Origin of the sequence: Pseudomonas sp. L-22-4S-12, from assembly GCF_009799935.1 — a bacterium.
Taxonomy (GTDB): Bacteria; Pseudomonadota; Gammaproteobacteria; order Pseudomonadales; family Pseudomonadaceae; genus Aquipseudomonas.
Map to the genome: position 1 here is coordinate 96,247 of NZ_WELL01000011.1, position 14,682 is coordinate 110,928.

Annotated in this window: 14 protein-coding genes and 1 pseudogene; 8 read left to right on the forward strand and 7 right to left on the reverse strand. The window is 58.8% G+C overall.

The genetic code is table 11. The features are described 5' to 3' along the window. Window positions 1-128: 128 nt before the first annotated feature. Window positions 129-1,166: a hypothetical protein gene (locus tag F3I16_RS19810; protein WP_160495241.1), complete on the forward strand. Its 1,038-nt coding sequence runs from the start codon at window positions 129-131 to the stop codon at window positions 1,164-1,166. Between the two features lie 275 nt (window positions 1,167-1,441). Here the strand turns inward: F3I16_RS19810 and F3I16_RS19815 are convergent, their stop codons facing one another. Beyond that, complete coding sequence (locus tag F3I16_RS19815; protein ID WP_160495242.1) at window positions 1,442-2,266, reverse strand: NYN domain-containing protein; 825 nt, start codon at window positions 2,264-2,266, stop codon at window positions 1,442-1,444. Window positions 2,267-2,408: 142 nt separating this feature from the next. Further along, window positions 2,409-3,755: a site-specific integrase gene (locus F3I16_RS19820; protein ID WP_160495243.1), complete on the reverse strand. Its 1,347-nt coding sequence runs from the start codon at window positions 3,753-3,755 to the stop codon at window positions 2,409-2,411. 478 nt (window positions 3,756-4,233) lie between these two features. On the opposite strand from F3I16_RS19820, the gene F3I16_RS19825 reads away from it, so the two are divergent. After that, a complete protein-coding gene (locus tag F3I16_RS19825) occupies window positions 4,234-5,202 on the forward strand; it encodes a helix-turn-helix domain-containing protein (protein WP_178116696.1) in 969 nt (322 codons plus the stop codon). On the opposite strand, the gene F3I16_RS19830 is transcribed toward F3I16_RS19825, so the two are convergent. Next, complete coding sequence (locus F3I16_RS19830; RefSeq protein WP_160495244.1) at window positions 5,189-5,572, reverse strand: helix-turn-helix domain-containing protein; 384 nt, start codon at window positions 5,570-5,572, stop codon at window positions 5,189-5,191. The genes F3I16_RS19825 and F3I16_RS19830 overlap by 14 nt on opposite strands. A gap of 233 nt (window positions 5,573-5,805) precedes the next feature. Here F3I16_RS19830 and F3I16_RS19835 point away from each other — a divergent pair, with 233 nt between their 5' ends. From F3I16_RS19835 to F3I16_RS19850, 4 genes are all read left to right on the forward strand, one after another. Then, window positions 5,806-6,774: a hypothetical protein gene (locus tag F3I16_RS19835; RefSeq protein ID WP_160495245.1), complete on the forward strand. Its 969-nt coding sequence runs from the start codon at window positions 5,806-5,808 to the stop codon at window positions 6,772-6,774. Next, window positions 6,771-6,914, forward strand: a complete 144-nt coding sequence (locus F3I16_RS19840) for a hypothetical protein (protein WP_160495246.1) — start codon at window positions 6,771-6,773, stop codon at window positions 6,912-6,914. The genes F3I16_RS19835 and F3I16_RS19840 overlap by 4 nt, the downstream gene beginning before the upstream one ends. A gap of 145 nt (window positions 6,915-7,059) precedes the next feature. Then, entirely contained in the window at window positions 7,060-7,884 is an 825-nt protein-coding gene (locus F3I16_RS19845; protein WP_160495262.1) for an alpha/beta fold hydrolase, read from the forward strand. A 308-nt stretch (window positions 7,885-8,192) separates the two neighbouring features. Further along, complete coding sequence (locus F3I16_RS19850) at window positions 8,193-8,987, forward strand: SDR family oxidoreductase (RefSeq protein ID WP_160495247.1); 795 nt, start codon at window positions 8,193-8,195, stop codon at window positions 8,985-8,987. A gap of 61 nt (window positions 8,988-9,048) precedes the next feature. Here F3I16_RS19850 and F3I16_RS19855 read toward each other — a convergent pair whose 3' ends face one another. The 3 genes from F3I16_RS19855 to F3I16_RS19865 form a co-directional block, all read right to left on the reverse strand. Beyond that, window positions 9,049-9,621, reverse strand: a complete 573-nt coding sequence (locus F3I16_RS19855) for a TetR/AcrR family transcriptional regulator (RefSeq protein ID WP_160495248.1) — start codon at window positions 9,619-9,621, stop codon at window positions 9,049-9,051. Between the two features lie 132 nt (window positions 9,622-9,753). After that, the gene (locus F3I16_RS19860; protein WP_160495249.1) at window positions 9,754-10,890 is read right to left on the reverse strand and encodes a thiolase family protein; all 1,137 of its coding nucleotides are present in this window, start codon (window positions 10,888-10,890) and stop codon (window positions 9,754-9,756) included. A gap of 201 nt (window positions 10,891-11,091) precedes the next feature. Further along, the gene (locus tag F3I16_RS19865; RefSeq protein ID WP_160495250.1) at window positions 11,092-11,631 is read right to left on the reverse strand and encodes a PaaI family thioesterase; all 540 of its coding nucleotides are present in this window, start codon (window positions 11,629-11,631) and stop codon (window positions 11,092-11,094) included. A gap of 130 nt (window positions 11,632-11,761) precedes the next feature. Here F3I16_RS19865 and F3I16_RS19870 point away from each other — a divergent pair, with 130 nt between their 5' ends. After that, window positions 11,762-12,979 carry a Bcr/CflA family efflux MFS transporter gene (locus F3I16_RS19870; protein ID WP_160495251.1) on the forward strand — a complete coding sequence of 406 codons (1,218 nt, stop codon included), beginning with the start codon at window positions 11,762-11,764 and terminating at the stop codon, window positions 12,977-12,979. 16 nt (window positions 12,980-12,995) lie between these two features. Continuing rightward, entirely contained in the window at window positions 12,996-14,396 is a 1,401-nt protein-coding gene (lpdA, locus tag F3I16_RS19875) for a dihydrolipoyl dehydrogenase (RefSeq protein ID WP_160495252.1), read from the forward strand. A 29-nt stretch (window positions 14,397-14,425) separates the two neighbouring features. Here lpdA and F3I16_RS21115 read toward each other — a convergent pair. Continuing rightward, a pseudogene (locus tag F3I16_RS21115) lies at window positions 14,426-14,682 on the reverse strand (hypothetical protein); the annotation flags it as partial.

Consider the following 14,682-nt stretch of genomic DNA (forward strand, 5'->3'; position numbering starts at 1 on the left):
CACCTTGCTTTCCTCGTGTTGAAGATTAGTCGTCAGGCAGTAATTTGCAAATCGGTAGTTTCCTTGCTAGACCTAATTTGCATCCAGTGATGCGAGTGCTGGTCATCTAACGATAGGAGGTCGTAACCATGATTAGGCTTTATATGTTATCTGTCGTGCTTCTTGGTGTTGGAGGTTGCTGTAATACGGCTAAGTTAAGTGGTGATGCACCGTTAAGTGAGGTTGTTTCTGTTGTTAATGCGGCAACAACTAAGATATTGGCTTTAAAGCAGTGGGATGATTTTTCGGCGGAGCAAGAGCATTTCGAAAGTAGCTGCGCTGCGGCAAAGCAAGGTAGGGTTTCCGCTTGTTGGGAAACACAAGAGCTTTCTTATGCTCTTTGCCAGTCAGCGAAAGGTGGAGGGGGGGAGGTTGGCTCAAGTCTTTGTGGGAGGATATTTTCTTCTGATCAAACACTTTGTGCTTCTGATCGTAAGGGTGGATGGATGCTTAATATTTTGGATCCGAAAATTTTCTCTGAGTGGTGCACGTCACTAAGGAAGGATGGTGAGTGTGCAGTTGCTAAAAAAGGTGAGTTAGTATCTTGCGCTGCCGCTGAACAGGTGAGTGGTATAACTTTAACAAAGGCCACCTTGCAGGCTAAAACAATGCAGACTATTAATGCTAATGGTCAGGTTGGGTTGGTGGTGGTTAATTTTGGTGGAAGCAGGAGTGCGGAGTCTGGCCAAGAAGTTAATTTAGAGTTGGGGCTGCGACCAACTCGCACAGCGTATACAAATCCTGAAACGTTAAGCACGTGGAGTCCCCGTATAGAGGCTAAAGAGTTGCAAGATGCTATTGATAAAGCCGGTGAAAGTAATCGACTGTCGAAGGATGAGCAGGAAATTCAATTATCTGCGGATGATATAGTCGAGTACGTAACTGGTGTATTGAATGCCACTCTTGCTAAATACTCTACTGATCCATCTGCTCAAGAGGGGCAAAAGCAAATTATACCTCTTAGGCCTAGGGGGTTTACCGTAGATATAAATTATAATGTTACTAAGAAGGCTGAGGGAGGGCTAAAATGGGACTTTACACATACAACGGGAACAGCGGAAGCTGGGGTGGGGGTTAGTAAGGCTTCGGGTAACGTGATTACTCTTACTTTCGGCCCGGAGCCATAACTATTAGCTATTTTTAGAACTCTGCTGCGGCGCACCCTGCATTTAGTACGTGTGATTTTCTGTTTATCGAGGCATTTGAGAGCTGAAAGGATTTTGAATGTTTAGGTGCGTTGCAGCATGTAGCTAATTATGTGGTAGGGGGATATCTGGATTTAGGTTTGTTTGTCCAAAATGCTACGGAGTCCGCGTTGCTCAGACCCGAAGTAGATGTCTGCTTTTGGCCGATTCCGGCCTTTGGGCTCAGAGGCCTCCTGCCAAATGCGGTCATTGGTTGCCTACGAACCAAGGGCCGGCTCAGATAATGCCTCGGTGAGATCATCTTCCTCTACTGCCAGACCAACATTCCAATGGCCACCACTTTCTTGAACGAGATGAAGCAGGTCGTAGGTCTTAACCATATCGAGCAGTCCAGAGTGACCGTATGAGTTGGGTGAGAAGGCGGGGTCAGTTCGCTTGAGATATTGCCCAAGTGCGCTGAGGCTCACTTTGCCTTCACTGGTTCCACCTGCGAGCAGAGATACGGCATCCACGACAAACTTCGGCCTGCGCTTGATAACAGGCTTTGCTGGATCACTCTTGGCAGGTACCGGCTTCGTATTTGACTCTGTTTTAGTGGCGGCTTTTTCAGCATGATCTGCAATTGGCTCGAGAGTATGCTCATCCCGGCACCACTCGAAGAACTGATCGCTTGCATTGCGTAGTGCGTCCGGCGTTTTGGGCTCACCGACAATGCACACCGTAGCACCACGCTCACGAAGCTTGCGACACAGGTACGCAAAGTCGGAGTCGCTGGTAACAAGGCAAAACGTATCCGCTCGATGATCGAACAGTGCCTCCATTGCATCAAGTGCCAGAGCGATATCCGACGTATTCTTTCCGGCAGCGTACTGATACTGCAGGCAGGGCGTGAAAGCCAAATGAACCAGCGCCTCCTGCCATTTGTTAGCCAGGGTTGCATGGTTGCCATATCCTCGACGAAGTACCACTCGCCCGAACTGGGCCACGACACGCAGAGCGTGCTCAAGAATATCCGGAGAAACGTTGTCGCAATCAACCAGAACCGCGACTCGTGTTTCGCCTGCTGGAGTGAATACCCCCATCCCTGCTCCTATAAATAGCCCGGTTCAGATTTTCAGGCGTCGCTACAGCATATGGAGCGGAGCCAATTCCCATTTGAAGAGCCCAACAACGCACCTGGTCGATCAACTTAGCCTGACAGATGCTCAATGTGCCGACATGAAGCTACGCAGTGTGAACTGTTTTTTCCAGATATTGGCCAAGAGTTTGCCACGCTTCCGCCATTTCCTTGGTGTAACTATGGCGCTGGTAGGTGCGCTTAACCTTGTTTTCTTCGGTGTGGTTAAGGCAGCGTTCCGCCACTTCTGGCAAGACGCCGAGCGCCGTCATGGTCGTGGCTCCTGTTCGCCTAAGGTCATGAGGAGTCCACTTTCCTCCAGGAAGGAGTAGTGCCTGAGCATTGGCGCTTCTGTTGCTCAGGATCCCTTGACCTGGCAGGCGTTGCCGATCCCCAAGCTGCTTGGTTACAGTCTTTGAGCAGACAGGGCCGCTATTTTGGACGTTGGGGTAGCACCACTCACTGGCAGCGCTGAATGCGCGGACAGCCTTGAACTGCTGGATGGCGAACGATGAGAGGGTTACGTTGTGTGCCTTACCGTTTTTGCTTTGCTCTGCGGGAATGTGCCAGTTGCCTTTAATGAGATCGACGTTCTCCCATCTGGCATTCAGTAGCTCGCCGATGCGGCAGCAGGTCGACAACGCAATCCAAATTGCAGCCTCCGAGGAGGGAAGTAGGCCGGCCTGTGGAGTGAGCTTTGCTAAGGCGCGGATTTCTTCCTCGCTCAAAACTCTGTCTCGCTCGACGTCCTTGCCGCCAATCTTTGCTTTTCGAATGCTCGCCGTCGGGTCGTGATCAATCAGGTCCCGGTCTACTGCGAATCGGAACATCTGACGCATCAGGCTGAAGATCATCTTCGCCATCCGGTTGACTCCGCGAGCGAGGAGGGCGTCCGTTACCTCGGTGATGTGACCTTTTTTCACATCTTCGACAGCCATTTTCCCGAGGAAAGGTAGAACATCTTTCTCGAACATGCGGCGCACCTCTGCACCGCCGTCCTTGCGGTTGATCAAGTCGACCTTGGCCCAGTGGTCGAACAAATGCTGGACGTTTTTCCTGGTGGCTTGTCGGGCCTGAGCCGCCTCCAAGGCAGCTTTCTCCGCAGCGATTCGTGCACGTTCGGCGTCACGTGCAGCGACACGTGCGGCTTCCTCTGCTTCAAGGTGTTCCTTTACGTCTCTGACACCTGACTTATGAAGCCCTGCGAGCTCTTTAGCTCGCTGGCCAGCTTCGGCGAGCGTCATGGTGCCTTCACTGCCATCGCGGCTATATGTGCCGATGGGGAAGGTGATGCGTTCACTGCTGCTATTGGTGTAGCGGAAATAAAAGAGGCGCTCGCCGCTTGGGGTTATACGGGCCACCAGGCTGCCATGTCCCCAGATGGCGACTTCGCTCAGCCACTTGTCGCTCGCACCAGGTTTGGCTGTCATCTGGCGGTCTGTTATGTTGGCCATATGGTCAGCTTCCCCGTTGCCAATTGGTTGCCAATTGAGATTCTCTGGTTGCCAATTCGTTGCCAATTGAGATCGGCTTCCTTCGAAGCTCTTCGGGCTATTTTGGACGATAAAATGCCTGCAAGCCAGTAAAATCAGGGGCTGTGTGGGAGTGCTTCGGATTTGGTCGGTCACCCTCGGAAAGGTTATTACCTGTATGGGGTGCAAGGGGTAGAGTGTTCGAATCACTCCGTCCCGACCAAATAACTCCACGATCTAGGCCAGTTCAGAAATGAACTGGCCTTTTTCGTTTTGGCCGTGAGATACAGGCTCGGTGTGGCTCTTCTGTCTCTTGCGACAGATGCATTCTAAGTGCACAGCATTTCGTGATCCGGCTTGCGGCGCTTCTGCGGCAAGCGGATAAGAATGCTCCTACACTGAATTCGCCCGTTGATCTGCGGTTGTCCAGTACCGGCGCAGGGCGTTTTCTGGGGGCATCATGAGCCAGCTGATCTGCGCTGACTTCGATGAGTTCGAAGAGGCTTTGTATGGGGTAGAGGGGCATTACGTACTGCGCTCGCGGCAGCAGCAGGACTGGCGCCTGAGGGTTGTCGAGCTGGACGGCGTAGCCTTGATGTTTGGCCGCGAGGGTGCCGGCACGGTTTATAGTGGCGTCGGCCTGCCCGGGTTCTTCAATATCTTCCTGCCATTGAGCCAGCATGAGTGTACCGTGCTGGGAGGACAGCGTCTGGGCCGGCGCGTGGTCGGCTGGATGGTGCCGGAGGCGATGTTTCATATCGACGCCAGTCAGCCGTCAAGCTGGATGACGGTGGCCATGTCCTGCGAGCTGGTGCTGCGCTGGGCGCAGCAACATGAGGATGAATTCGACCAGTCGATTCTGACGCGCAATATGGTCTGCCTGGCTCAGCAAGACCTGGCTCCGCTGATCTGGCTGGCGTTGCGCCTGTTGCGCCTCGATCACAGCGCACCCCTGGAGCTGCACGCCCCGGCGGCCGAATGCGCCGCCCGTAGCGAGCTGATGGATCAGGTGTTTCGCAGTCTGCTGCCGGCGACACCGACGCAGGCTGGACTCGCTACCCGTCAGGGCCACCAGCAGATTATGCGGCGGGCCTTGGAGCTGCTGGACGCCATGCCGGATGCCCCGCTGTTCATGGCCGATCTGTGCCGGGCTTGCAGCACCTCCGAGCGTACCTTACGCAATCTGTTCACTCGCTACCTGGGCATGAGCCCGCACCGCTATCTGATGCAGCACCGCCTGCACGCGATCCGTCGTGCCATTCTGCGCGCGGCACCGGGCGAGACCATCACTGATATCTGCACACGTTTCGGGGTGTGGGATTTCGGTCGCTTTGCCGGCTTTTACCGCCGTTATTTCGGCGAACTGCCCTCGCAATCGTTGCGTAGTCGACGACCTATACCGCGGGCGTTGTCGCTCAGTCGCCACTGACGCCGCGCTGCAGGGTAGCGCTGGGGTATTCACCGAACAGTGCGTGGTAGTCCGCGGCCATGGGTCCGCAATCGGTGTAGCCGAAACGCTGGGCGATCGCTGAGACACTGGTCTGGCCAGGCTCGGTCAGCGCCAGGGCGGCGCGCAGCAGATGCAGGCGACGCAGGCGCAGATAGCGTGCGGGCGCCATGCCCAGGGTGGCGATAAAGGCCGTGCGCAGCGTACGTTCGCTGACCTCAGCGGTGCGGCACAGCTCAGCCAGGCGTGGTGTGCGTTCCGTTATGGGCGGCAATAGCTTCAGCACTCGGCTCAGCAGGTTCTCGTAGCTGGCTTGGCGAGCACGTTGACGAGGCGTAGTGCGTAGCGGCATGGCAACGTCCTGGCCGTGGGTGGCGGTTCCAGGCTGCGCTGAGTCGCACTGCGTCGATACGTAAAACAGGCAAATTGCCCAGGCTGGGCCCCTTTGCCGATTTTACGTAGCCGGTTGCTGGCGGATACCGTCAGTATCAGATCATCGCTCGCCATCCGCTGCCCCGCATTCGGCGTCCTGACGAGCCCCCCCCCCAGAAGCGTTCGAGCATCGTCAACGCGTGTGGAGGCTATATGAGTCTGTCGAAGCACAGTATGGGCATCCTGTACCTGTTCCTGGCTGGTGCATCTGCCGGTGTGCGGGCTGATGTGCCGGGGCCGCAGCAGCTCGAGGTCGAGCCGTTTGCCGAGCTGCCTGTCGGCGTGCGTTATCCCGAAGGGCTGACCACCAATCCACGTAGCGGCGAAATCTACGTAGGCACTTTCGATGCCCGTCAGCCCGCCAGCGCACGCAATAACCAGTTGCTGCGCTATGCGGCTGACGGTCGGCTGCTGGCGCAACGCTCGTTTGCCGCTACGCCGCTGACCGGTCTGGGCTATGCCGATGGCCATATCTACATTCTCAATTTTGGTGCCGGCAAGCTGCAACGCATCCCGGCCGCGTTTGAGGCGGACACCCGAATCGAGGACCTGCTCGACTTTCCGCAACTGAACCCCGCAGCACCCGCTGCGCGCACGGTGGCCAACCCGGACGGCAGTCAGGATCGGATCCACTTCGGTTCCGCTGGCGCACCTGCGCCTAACGGCCTGGTGTTCGCCAGCAATGGCGACCTTTACGTTTCCGACTCCTTCCAGGGCGCGCTTTACCGTATTGCCAATGCCACGCGTTGCGCGCCTTGCTCGGTGGAGGTTCTGTCGCGCGATCCGCTACTGGCGACGGCGGGCTCTCTGCCTTTCGGTGCCAACGGCCTGGCCTTCAACACCGATGAGAGTCAGCTGTATATCAACAACGCCGGCGATGGGCGCCTGCTGCGCATGAGCTTGCCGAACGGCGAGTTGCAGGTGCTGGCCGAGAGCCTGCTCGGGGCCGACGGATTGCTGTTTCACGACGGCCTGCTGTGGCTGCTGGCCAATCAGATCGACCAACTGCTGGGGATCGACGAGCGCGGGCTGATTCGCGTACGCGCAGGCGGCTTTCAGGGCATCGCCAGCAATGGTGCGCCGCATTCCCCGCCAGCAGCGTGGCACAGGGCGACTAGATGATCGTCAGCAACCTGGCCCTGCCACTGACGCCTGCCGAGGGCGACGAGTGGGAGGAGCGGGTAAGCACCTGGAACCTGATGCGCGTGCGCCTGCCGCACTCGCCAACCAAGGGAGAGACAGCCAATGCCGCAAAACCCTGAACAACCCCTGAATAAAGGTCGTCGCCAGCTGCTGCTCGGCTCCGCCGCGTTGGCCACGACGATGTTGTTACCCCTGGGCGGTTGCATGCGGGGCAGCGGCTCCACGGCAACCCGTCTGCAACCTGAGAATGGAGAGCGCAAGACCATGGGCACTATTACCACTCGCGGTGGCACCGAGATCTATTACAAGGACTGGGGCAGCGGCCCGGTGGTCGTCCTCAGCCACGGCTGGCCACTCAACGCCGATAGCTGGGAGGCGCAGATGTTCTTTCTGGCCAGCAACGGCTATCGGGTGATCGCTCACGACCGCCGTGGCCATGGCCGCTCCAGTCAACCCTGGAGCGGCAATGAGATGGACACCTATGCAGATGATCTGGCTCAGCTGCTGGATCATCTGGACGTACGCGGAGCCTCGCTGTTCGGCTTCTCCACCGGTGGCGGCGAGGTGGCGCGCTACATCGGCCGTCACGGGACGGCGCGGGTGGCCAAGGCCGGGCTGATCGCAGCGGTTCCGCCGCTGATGGTGAAAACCGCGGCCAATCCCGGCGGTCTGCCTCTTTCGGTGTTCGATGGCATCCGCGCCGCCTCGCTCGCCGACCGTTCGCAGTTATACAAGGACGTCGCCAGTGGCCCTTTCTTTGGTTACAACCGTCCCGGTGCCAAACCCTCCCAGGGGGTGATCGATGCTTTCTGGATGCAGGGCATGATGGCCGGGCACAAGAATGCCTACGACTGCATCAAGGCCTTCTCCGAAACCGACTTCACCGAGGACCTGAAGAAGTTCTCCATACCCACGCTGATCCTGCACGGCGACGACGACCAGATCGTCCCCGTGGATGCCGCCGCACGTGCTTCGGCCAAGCTGGTGCCGCACGCCAAGCTGGTGATCTACCCCGGTGCACCTCACGGCATTACCGACACTCACAAGGAAAAACTGGGTGCTGACATGCTGGCCTTCCTGCGTAGCTAAGCGGCCGTCAGCGGGATTGTTCACTGCCTATTTCGAGGACAGGCCCATGAACAGCAAGGCAGCCCTGTAGCGGCTGGCATTCGGATGGCTGGTGATCTGTCGCAGCGAGCAGAGCGGGGCGGCCCCGCACACAGGTGCATGCCATTACAGCGCAAAGCGGTAGATTTGATCCTTCTGTGTGGATTCATCGATAGGTGGCTCTTACTTTTAAATTACGACTAACATATATTGAGGCTGTGATTGAGATACACCTCCGCGGACTGCAATTCGGGCCGCGTATCCATCAAATTGCCCACGGGAGAACGGTTATGATCAAGCAGCACGCAAAGGGTGTGGCACTGGTTACCGGTGCTTCGTCGGGGATTGGCGCCACCTATGCCGAGCGCTTGGCGCGGCGTGGCTATGATCTGCTCTTGGTGGCGCGTGATCTGCAGCGCCTTGAGGCCATGGCCGGGCGTCTGGCCCAGGAATATGGCGTGGCAGTGGAAGTGCTCAAAGCTGATCTCACGCGCAAGGACGACATGCGTTTGGTAGAGCAGCGCCTGCGCAGTGACGCCAGTATTAGCCTGCTGGTCAACAATGCCGGGGTGGCACTCAACGGTAGTCTTGCCGAAGCCGATCTGGACCGCGCCGATGACCTGATCCAGCTCAACGTGGTTGCGCTGACCCGCCTGGCTGCGGCCGCGGCGGCTAGTTTCAGTGCGGCCGGGCGCGGCGGCATCATCAATATTGCGTCGGTGGTGGCGCTGGCTCCGGAAATGTTCAACGCTGTTTACAGTGCCTCCAAAGCCTATGTGCTGAGCTTGACGCAGACCCTGCACAGCGAAGTCGGCAAGCTGGGTGTGCAGGTTCAGGCCGTGTTGCCGGGCGTGACGCGCACGGAGATCTGGGAGCGTTCGGGGCTCGATGAAGCGGCTCTGCCGGCAGAGATGATCATGGAGGTCGGCGAGATGGTCGATGCGGCACTGGCCGGTTTCGATCAGGGTGAGCTGGTGACCATTCCTTCATTGCCGGATGCCGCCGACTGGCAGGCATTTGTCGGCGCGCGCGCCAAGCTCGGGCCCAACCTGTCGCGTAACAAGGCGGCGGCCCGCTACAAATAAGCGTGGGGAAATTGAAAAGCCCTTTCCGTTAGCGGGAAGGGCTTTTTCATGTGGGGTTGATTCAGGCTTCCGATTGGGCTTCGGTTTGCTCGATGAGCAGTTTGCGCGTGGTTTTCAACAGGCGATCAGACAGCTGTGGGTCACTGACGCTGCGTGACAGCAGCAAGGCCCCTACCATGGCAGAAAACATCAGCACGCTTTGCTCGGCGGCATCCTCGCCGTCGAGCTTGGACTCGAGCATGGCCAGGCGATCCTGGATGAGTTGGTCGGTAGTTGTGCTGGGTTGGCCGCGTTGCCCCAGTTCGGCGCAGACGGTTGGCAGCGGACAGCCGGCGCCAGGATCGGCGCGGTGTGCGCTGGAGAGGTAGCGCGCGATGAACGTGCTCAGCGGCTGATCGCTGGCCATGTCTTCCTGGGTATTGCTGCGCAGTTGTTCCACGGCATGCTGCAGGGCGGTCTCGACCAGTTCATCTTTGGATTTGAAATGGGCATAGAAGCCGCCGTGGGTCAGCCCCAGAGTTTTCATCAAGGGCTGTAGACCGGTCGCGCCGACGCCATCGCGCCGGAATAGCCGTGCGGCCTCTTCGATGATGCGCTGATGGGTCTGGGCTTTGTGTTCCTGTGAGTAGCGCATGCTGGGCCTTGTCTCTTCCGCTGCTTAGGATGCTGTCTGTCATTTTACCTTTTTTGTCGATGCCTGGCTGATGCCTGCAGCCAGGGACTGCGGGCGGGGAAGGGCGGTGACGGGCTCTTCCCCGGAGACACCTCAGTTGTCGACGGCTTCAAGCAGGGTGGCTACACCCTGGCCACCGGCGATGCATTGGGTGGCAATGGCATAACGCCCACCGGTGCGCTTGAGCAGGGCTGCTGCCTTGCCGGTGATTCGTGCACCGGTGGCGCCCAGCGGATGGCCGAGGGCGAGGGCGCCGCCATCCAGATTGACCTTGGCCATATCCAGGCCGAGTTCGCGTATGCAGGCAATCGACTGGCTGGCGAAGGCTTCGTTGATTTCCACCAGGTCGATGTCGGCGATGCTCAGTCCGGCACGCTGCAATACCTTGCGCGTTGCCACTACCGGGCCCATGCCCATGATCTCAGGCGCACAGCCGCCTACGGCAACGGCCTTGATGCGCGCCAGGATGTTCAGCTTGTGCTGGCGCGCAAATGCTTCGCTGCAGACCAGGACGGCGGCGCTGCCATCGGTCAGGGGCGATGAGGTGGCGGCGGTGACACTGCCGCCAAAGGCCGGTTTGAGGCCGGCGAGGGACTCGAGGTTGGTCCCTGGGCGAATACAGCCATCTTCGCTGACCTGGCCGTCGGGCGTGTCGATGGTGACGATCTCGTCGGCCAGCAGGCCCAAAGCACGGGCATTGGCGGCCTTGGCATGGGACTCGACGGCCATGGCTTCCTGCTCGCTGCGGCTGACGGCAAAGCGCTTGGCCACTTCTTCGGCGGTGTGCCCCATGGCCATGTAGACCTGCGGGAAGCTGCCCATCAGCGTCGGGTTGGGTGAGATGTTGAAGCCGCCCATGGGCACGCGAGTCATGGATTCGACCCCGGCGCAGATAAATGCCTCGCCGGCGCCCAGCATGATTTGGCCGGCGGCGAAGTGCACGGCAGTCATCGACGAGCCGCAGAAACGGTTGACCGTGGCGCCGCCGAGAGTTTCCGGAAAACCAGCGCGGAAGCTGGCGATGCGGGCGATGTTCATTCCCTGTTCGGCTTCGGGGTAAGCACAGCCCATGATTACGTCTTCAATGTGTGCGGGATCCAGGTCGAGTTTGCCGATCAGACCCCGAAGAACCTGAGCTGCCAGATCATCGGGGCGCACATTGATCAGTCCGCCTTTCTTGGCGAAGTGGAAGGGCGAGCGGGCAAAACCGGCGATAACGATGGACGACATGACAATGCTCCTTGGCTCTGGAGAGGCTGCTCCGTGGTTCTGGATGAACCCTGGATGATTGAAATGATATGTGCAATCTAAACTGCTTGATAGATGACGGTTGAAATTTAAATGGCGCTTTTCGATCCGCGTCCGATTGAGTTCGCGGGTCCTGGCGTACCAACCAGTCCGCTTGCTTGAACTGGTCAGGCGAGGCGCTGGCTATTTGCGCATGTCGAGGATCAGACAGGTCGTGGAGCCGACTGCGTACAGGCGGTCATCTACATCGTAGATGCGTCCTTCAGCCAGGGCGGTCGAGCGCCCCAGATGCACGATGCGCCCCTCCGCGCGGACGGGGCCGATGTCGCCCCGCAGCGCGCGAACAAAACTGACGCGCAAATCCGTCGTGGTGTAACCCTGGCCTGGCTGGAGCAGGGTGTGGATGGCGCAACCCATGCAGGAGTCGAGCAGGGTTGCCGCATAGCCGCCATGTACGCTGCCCAGCGGATTGTAGTGGCGTGTATCCGGAGTGCCCTGGAAGACGAAGTAGCCGCTTGACCACTCCAGTGGCACGAAGTCCACCAGGTGGCCGAACGGCGGGCAGGGCAGTTCACCGCTGCCGATCTGCGCAAAGAACTCCTCTGGCTGCAGGGCGCTGACTTCGGCAAGGCTCAGGGTGCCGGGAGATGCCAGGCGGGCCCGGGCGGCCTCTCCTGCAGCTATCCATTGGTTCAGTTTTTCAGTGCGAGATGAGTCGGGCATGGCGGGTCTCGTCGGGTGCTGGTCAGATGAATGATGGATGTAATTCTATTTTTATATTATGGTTGAAATTCAAAATGGCAACCGGATTTCAGCAGAAGGCGGTTGCGGATCATTTCTTGGGAGTGCCGCCATGCCGACTCATCCGCTTCCTTCGCGAGCTTTGCTGATCCTGTTAGTCGTCTTGACGGCTCTGGGCGAGATATCGACGCAGTTGCTTATTCCCAGCCTGGGGACCTTGGAAAGGGATCTGCTGGCCAGTCCGGGGTCGGGTGTCCTGGCGCTCGCAGTTTTTGTGGGCGCCTTCGGTGTCGGCCAGTTGTTTCTGGGACCGCTATCCGACCGGATCGGACGGCGGCCGGTTCTGCTGGGCGGTTTATCGCTCTATCTGTTGGCCACCACAGGAATGCTGTTGGCCAGCAATATGGAAACCTTTATCGCGGCGCGCTTGCTGCAAGGTTTGGGGGCTTGCGCGGCGCTGGTATTGGCGCGTGCGATCGTGCGCGATGTCTGGCAGGCGCAGGCTGCCCCGGCATTGGCGCTGACGGTGATCGGCATGCTCTGCGCCATTGTGGTTTCACCTATGCTGGGTGGCTTCCTGGCAAGCCAGGGCGGCTGGCAGCTGCCGGTGTTTGCGGCGCTGCTGGTGGGGCTGGGTGCTTTGCTGGCGGTTTTGACTATCTATAAGGAGAGCAATCAGACGCTCGACCCTCAGGCCGGTCAGTTGCGTGGTTTGCTGGGCAACTATCTCGATCTGCTCAAGGGGCGCTCCTGTCGGGTGTTGGCGCTGGCTCTGCTATTTACCTACGGCGCGATGTTCGCCGTGATCGCAGGCTCTTCGAGTGTCTATATCGGTTTGCTCGGGTTGTCGTCCGCCGAATATGGCCTGACCTTTGGTTTTATCGTTTCCGGGCTGATTGGTGGGGCATTGCTGACGCGTCGGATGATTCTGCAGGTCGGGCCCGAGCGATTGGTAGCCATCGGGGTCGGTTTTGTCGCTGCCGGCGCAGTTGCAACGCTAGCTATATATAAGTTGCTGGGGCTGTCCGTCCTTGGCTTGTCTCTGCCGCAAGTGCTGGTGACGTTTGGCGGGGGGATGGTTCTGCCTGCCGCAGTAGCTGGCGCGGTGATGCCCAATGCCCATCGCGCAGGTCTGGCTGCCGGACTGATGGGGTTTGCCCAGATGCTGGGCGCGACCTGCAGCGGTCTGTTGCTGAGCGCGATGCAGGATGGAACGGCCTGGCCTATGGTTCTTCTGCATGTACTGTTTGCGCTATCTGCTTTCTTTGTCTTCCATGCGCTGCGTCGTCCACGTCAGGTTGGTGTGCAGGTCGCGCATGAACAACCTTGAATAGGTCGGAGCGTCCATGAGTCTGTATGACGTGGTGGTGATCGGTGGTGGGCCAGGCGGCTACAACGCCGCGATCAGGGCTGGTCAGTTGGGATTGAAGGTCGCCTGTGTCGAGGGGCGAGAGACCCTGGGCGGTACCTGCCTGAATGTAGGCTGCATGCCGTCGAAGGCATTGCTGCACGCTTCCGAGCTCTACGAGGCGGCAATGGGCGGCGAGCTCGCCAACCTTGGTATCGAGGTCAAGCCACAGCTCAATCTGGCGCAGATGATGAAGCAGAAAGACGAGAGCGTGGCGGCCCTGACCAAGGGCGTCGAGTTCCTCTTTCGCAAGAACAAGGTCGACTGGATCAAGGGCTGGGGGCGGCTCGATGGGGTTGGGCGCGTGCTGGTCACGGCGGCTGACGGCAGCCAGACCGAGTTGCAGGCCAAGGACATTGTCATCGCCACCGGCTCCGAGCCGACGCCGCTGCCTGGGGTGGCCATCGATAACCAGCGCATCCTGGACTCGACGGGCGCGTTGTCGTTGCCCGAGGTGCCTAAGCACCTGGTGGTGATCGGCGCCGGGGTTATCGGCCTGGAGCTGGGTTCGGTGTGGCGTCGTCTGGGCAGCCAGGTCACCGTCGTCGAATTTCTTGATCGGATTTGCCCGGGGCTGGATGAAGAAACGGGCAGGACCCTGCAGCGCTCACTGGCCAAGCAGGGGCTGAGTTTCAAGCTCGGCTCGAAGGTGACGGCTGCGGTCGTCACGGATGCGGGTGTTGAGTTGGGTATCGAGCCTGCCAGCGGAGGCGCGGCGCAGCTGCTGCAGGCTGATTATGTGCTGGTCGCTATTGGTCGTCGTCCTTACACTCAAGGGCTGGGTTTGGAGAGCGTGGGCATCCAGACCGACAAGCGCGGCATGCTCGAGAATCAGCGTCATCGCAGCAGCGCGCCTGGCGTCTGGGTGATAGGTGATGTGACCTCCGGGCTCATGCTCGCGCATAAAGCCGAGGATGAGGCGATTGCCTGCATCGAACAGATCGCGGGCAAGGCGGCCGAGGTCAACTACGACGTTATTCCCAATGTCATCTATACCCGTCCCGAAGTGGCCTGTGTCGGCAAGACTGAAGAGCAGCTCAAGGCCGAAGGGCGCACCTATAAGGTCGGCAAGTTTCCGTTCACCGCCAATAGCCGGGCAAAGATCAATCATGAGTCCGAGGGCTTCGTTAAGGTTCTGGCCGATGAGCACAGCGATGAGATTCTCGGTGTGCACATGGTTGGGCCCAGTGTTAGCGAGATGATCGGCGAATACTGCGTCGCCATGGAGTTTGCCGCCTCATCCGAAGACATTGCGTTGATCTGTCATCCACATCCCACTCGATCCGAAGCGTTGCGCCAGGCGGCAATGGGGGTTGAAGGCTGGATAATGCAGGCCTGATCTGGCCATTCGGCTGAATTTGAAAATGATTAGCAGAAAGGCGTTGACGGCGAAATCTGCGGGCCTATAATGTGCGCCTCTTCCGGCGCGGCCTGATCTGAAAACTCCTTGATAAACAAGAGGTTAGACGAAAATAAAGGTTGCGACGGTGGCGGATTCGAGTAGAATGCGTCGGGCTGGCAGGGTGGTGGTTTGACCCTGTTGGTGCTTTGGTTCGAAAGGGCTGAAGAAGCTTGAAAGAGGTGGTTGACAGCGAGTTTGAACGCTGTAGAATTCGCCTCCCGCT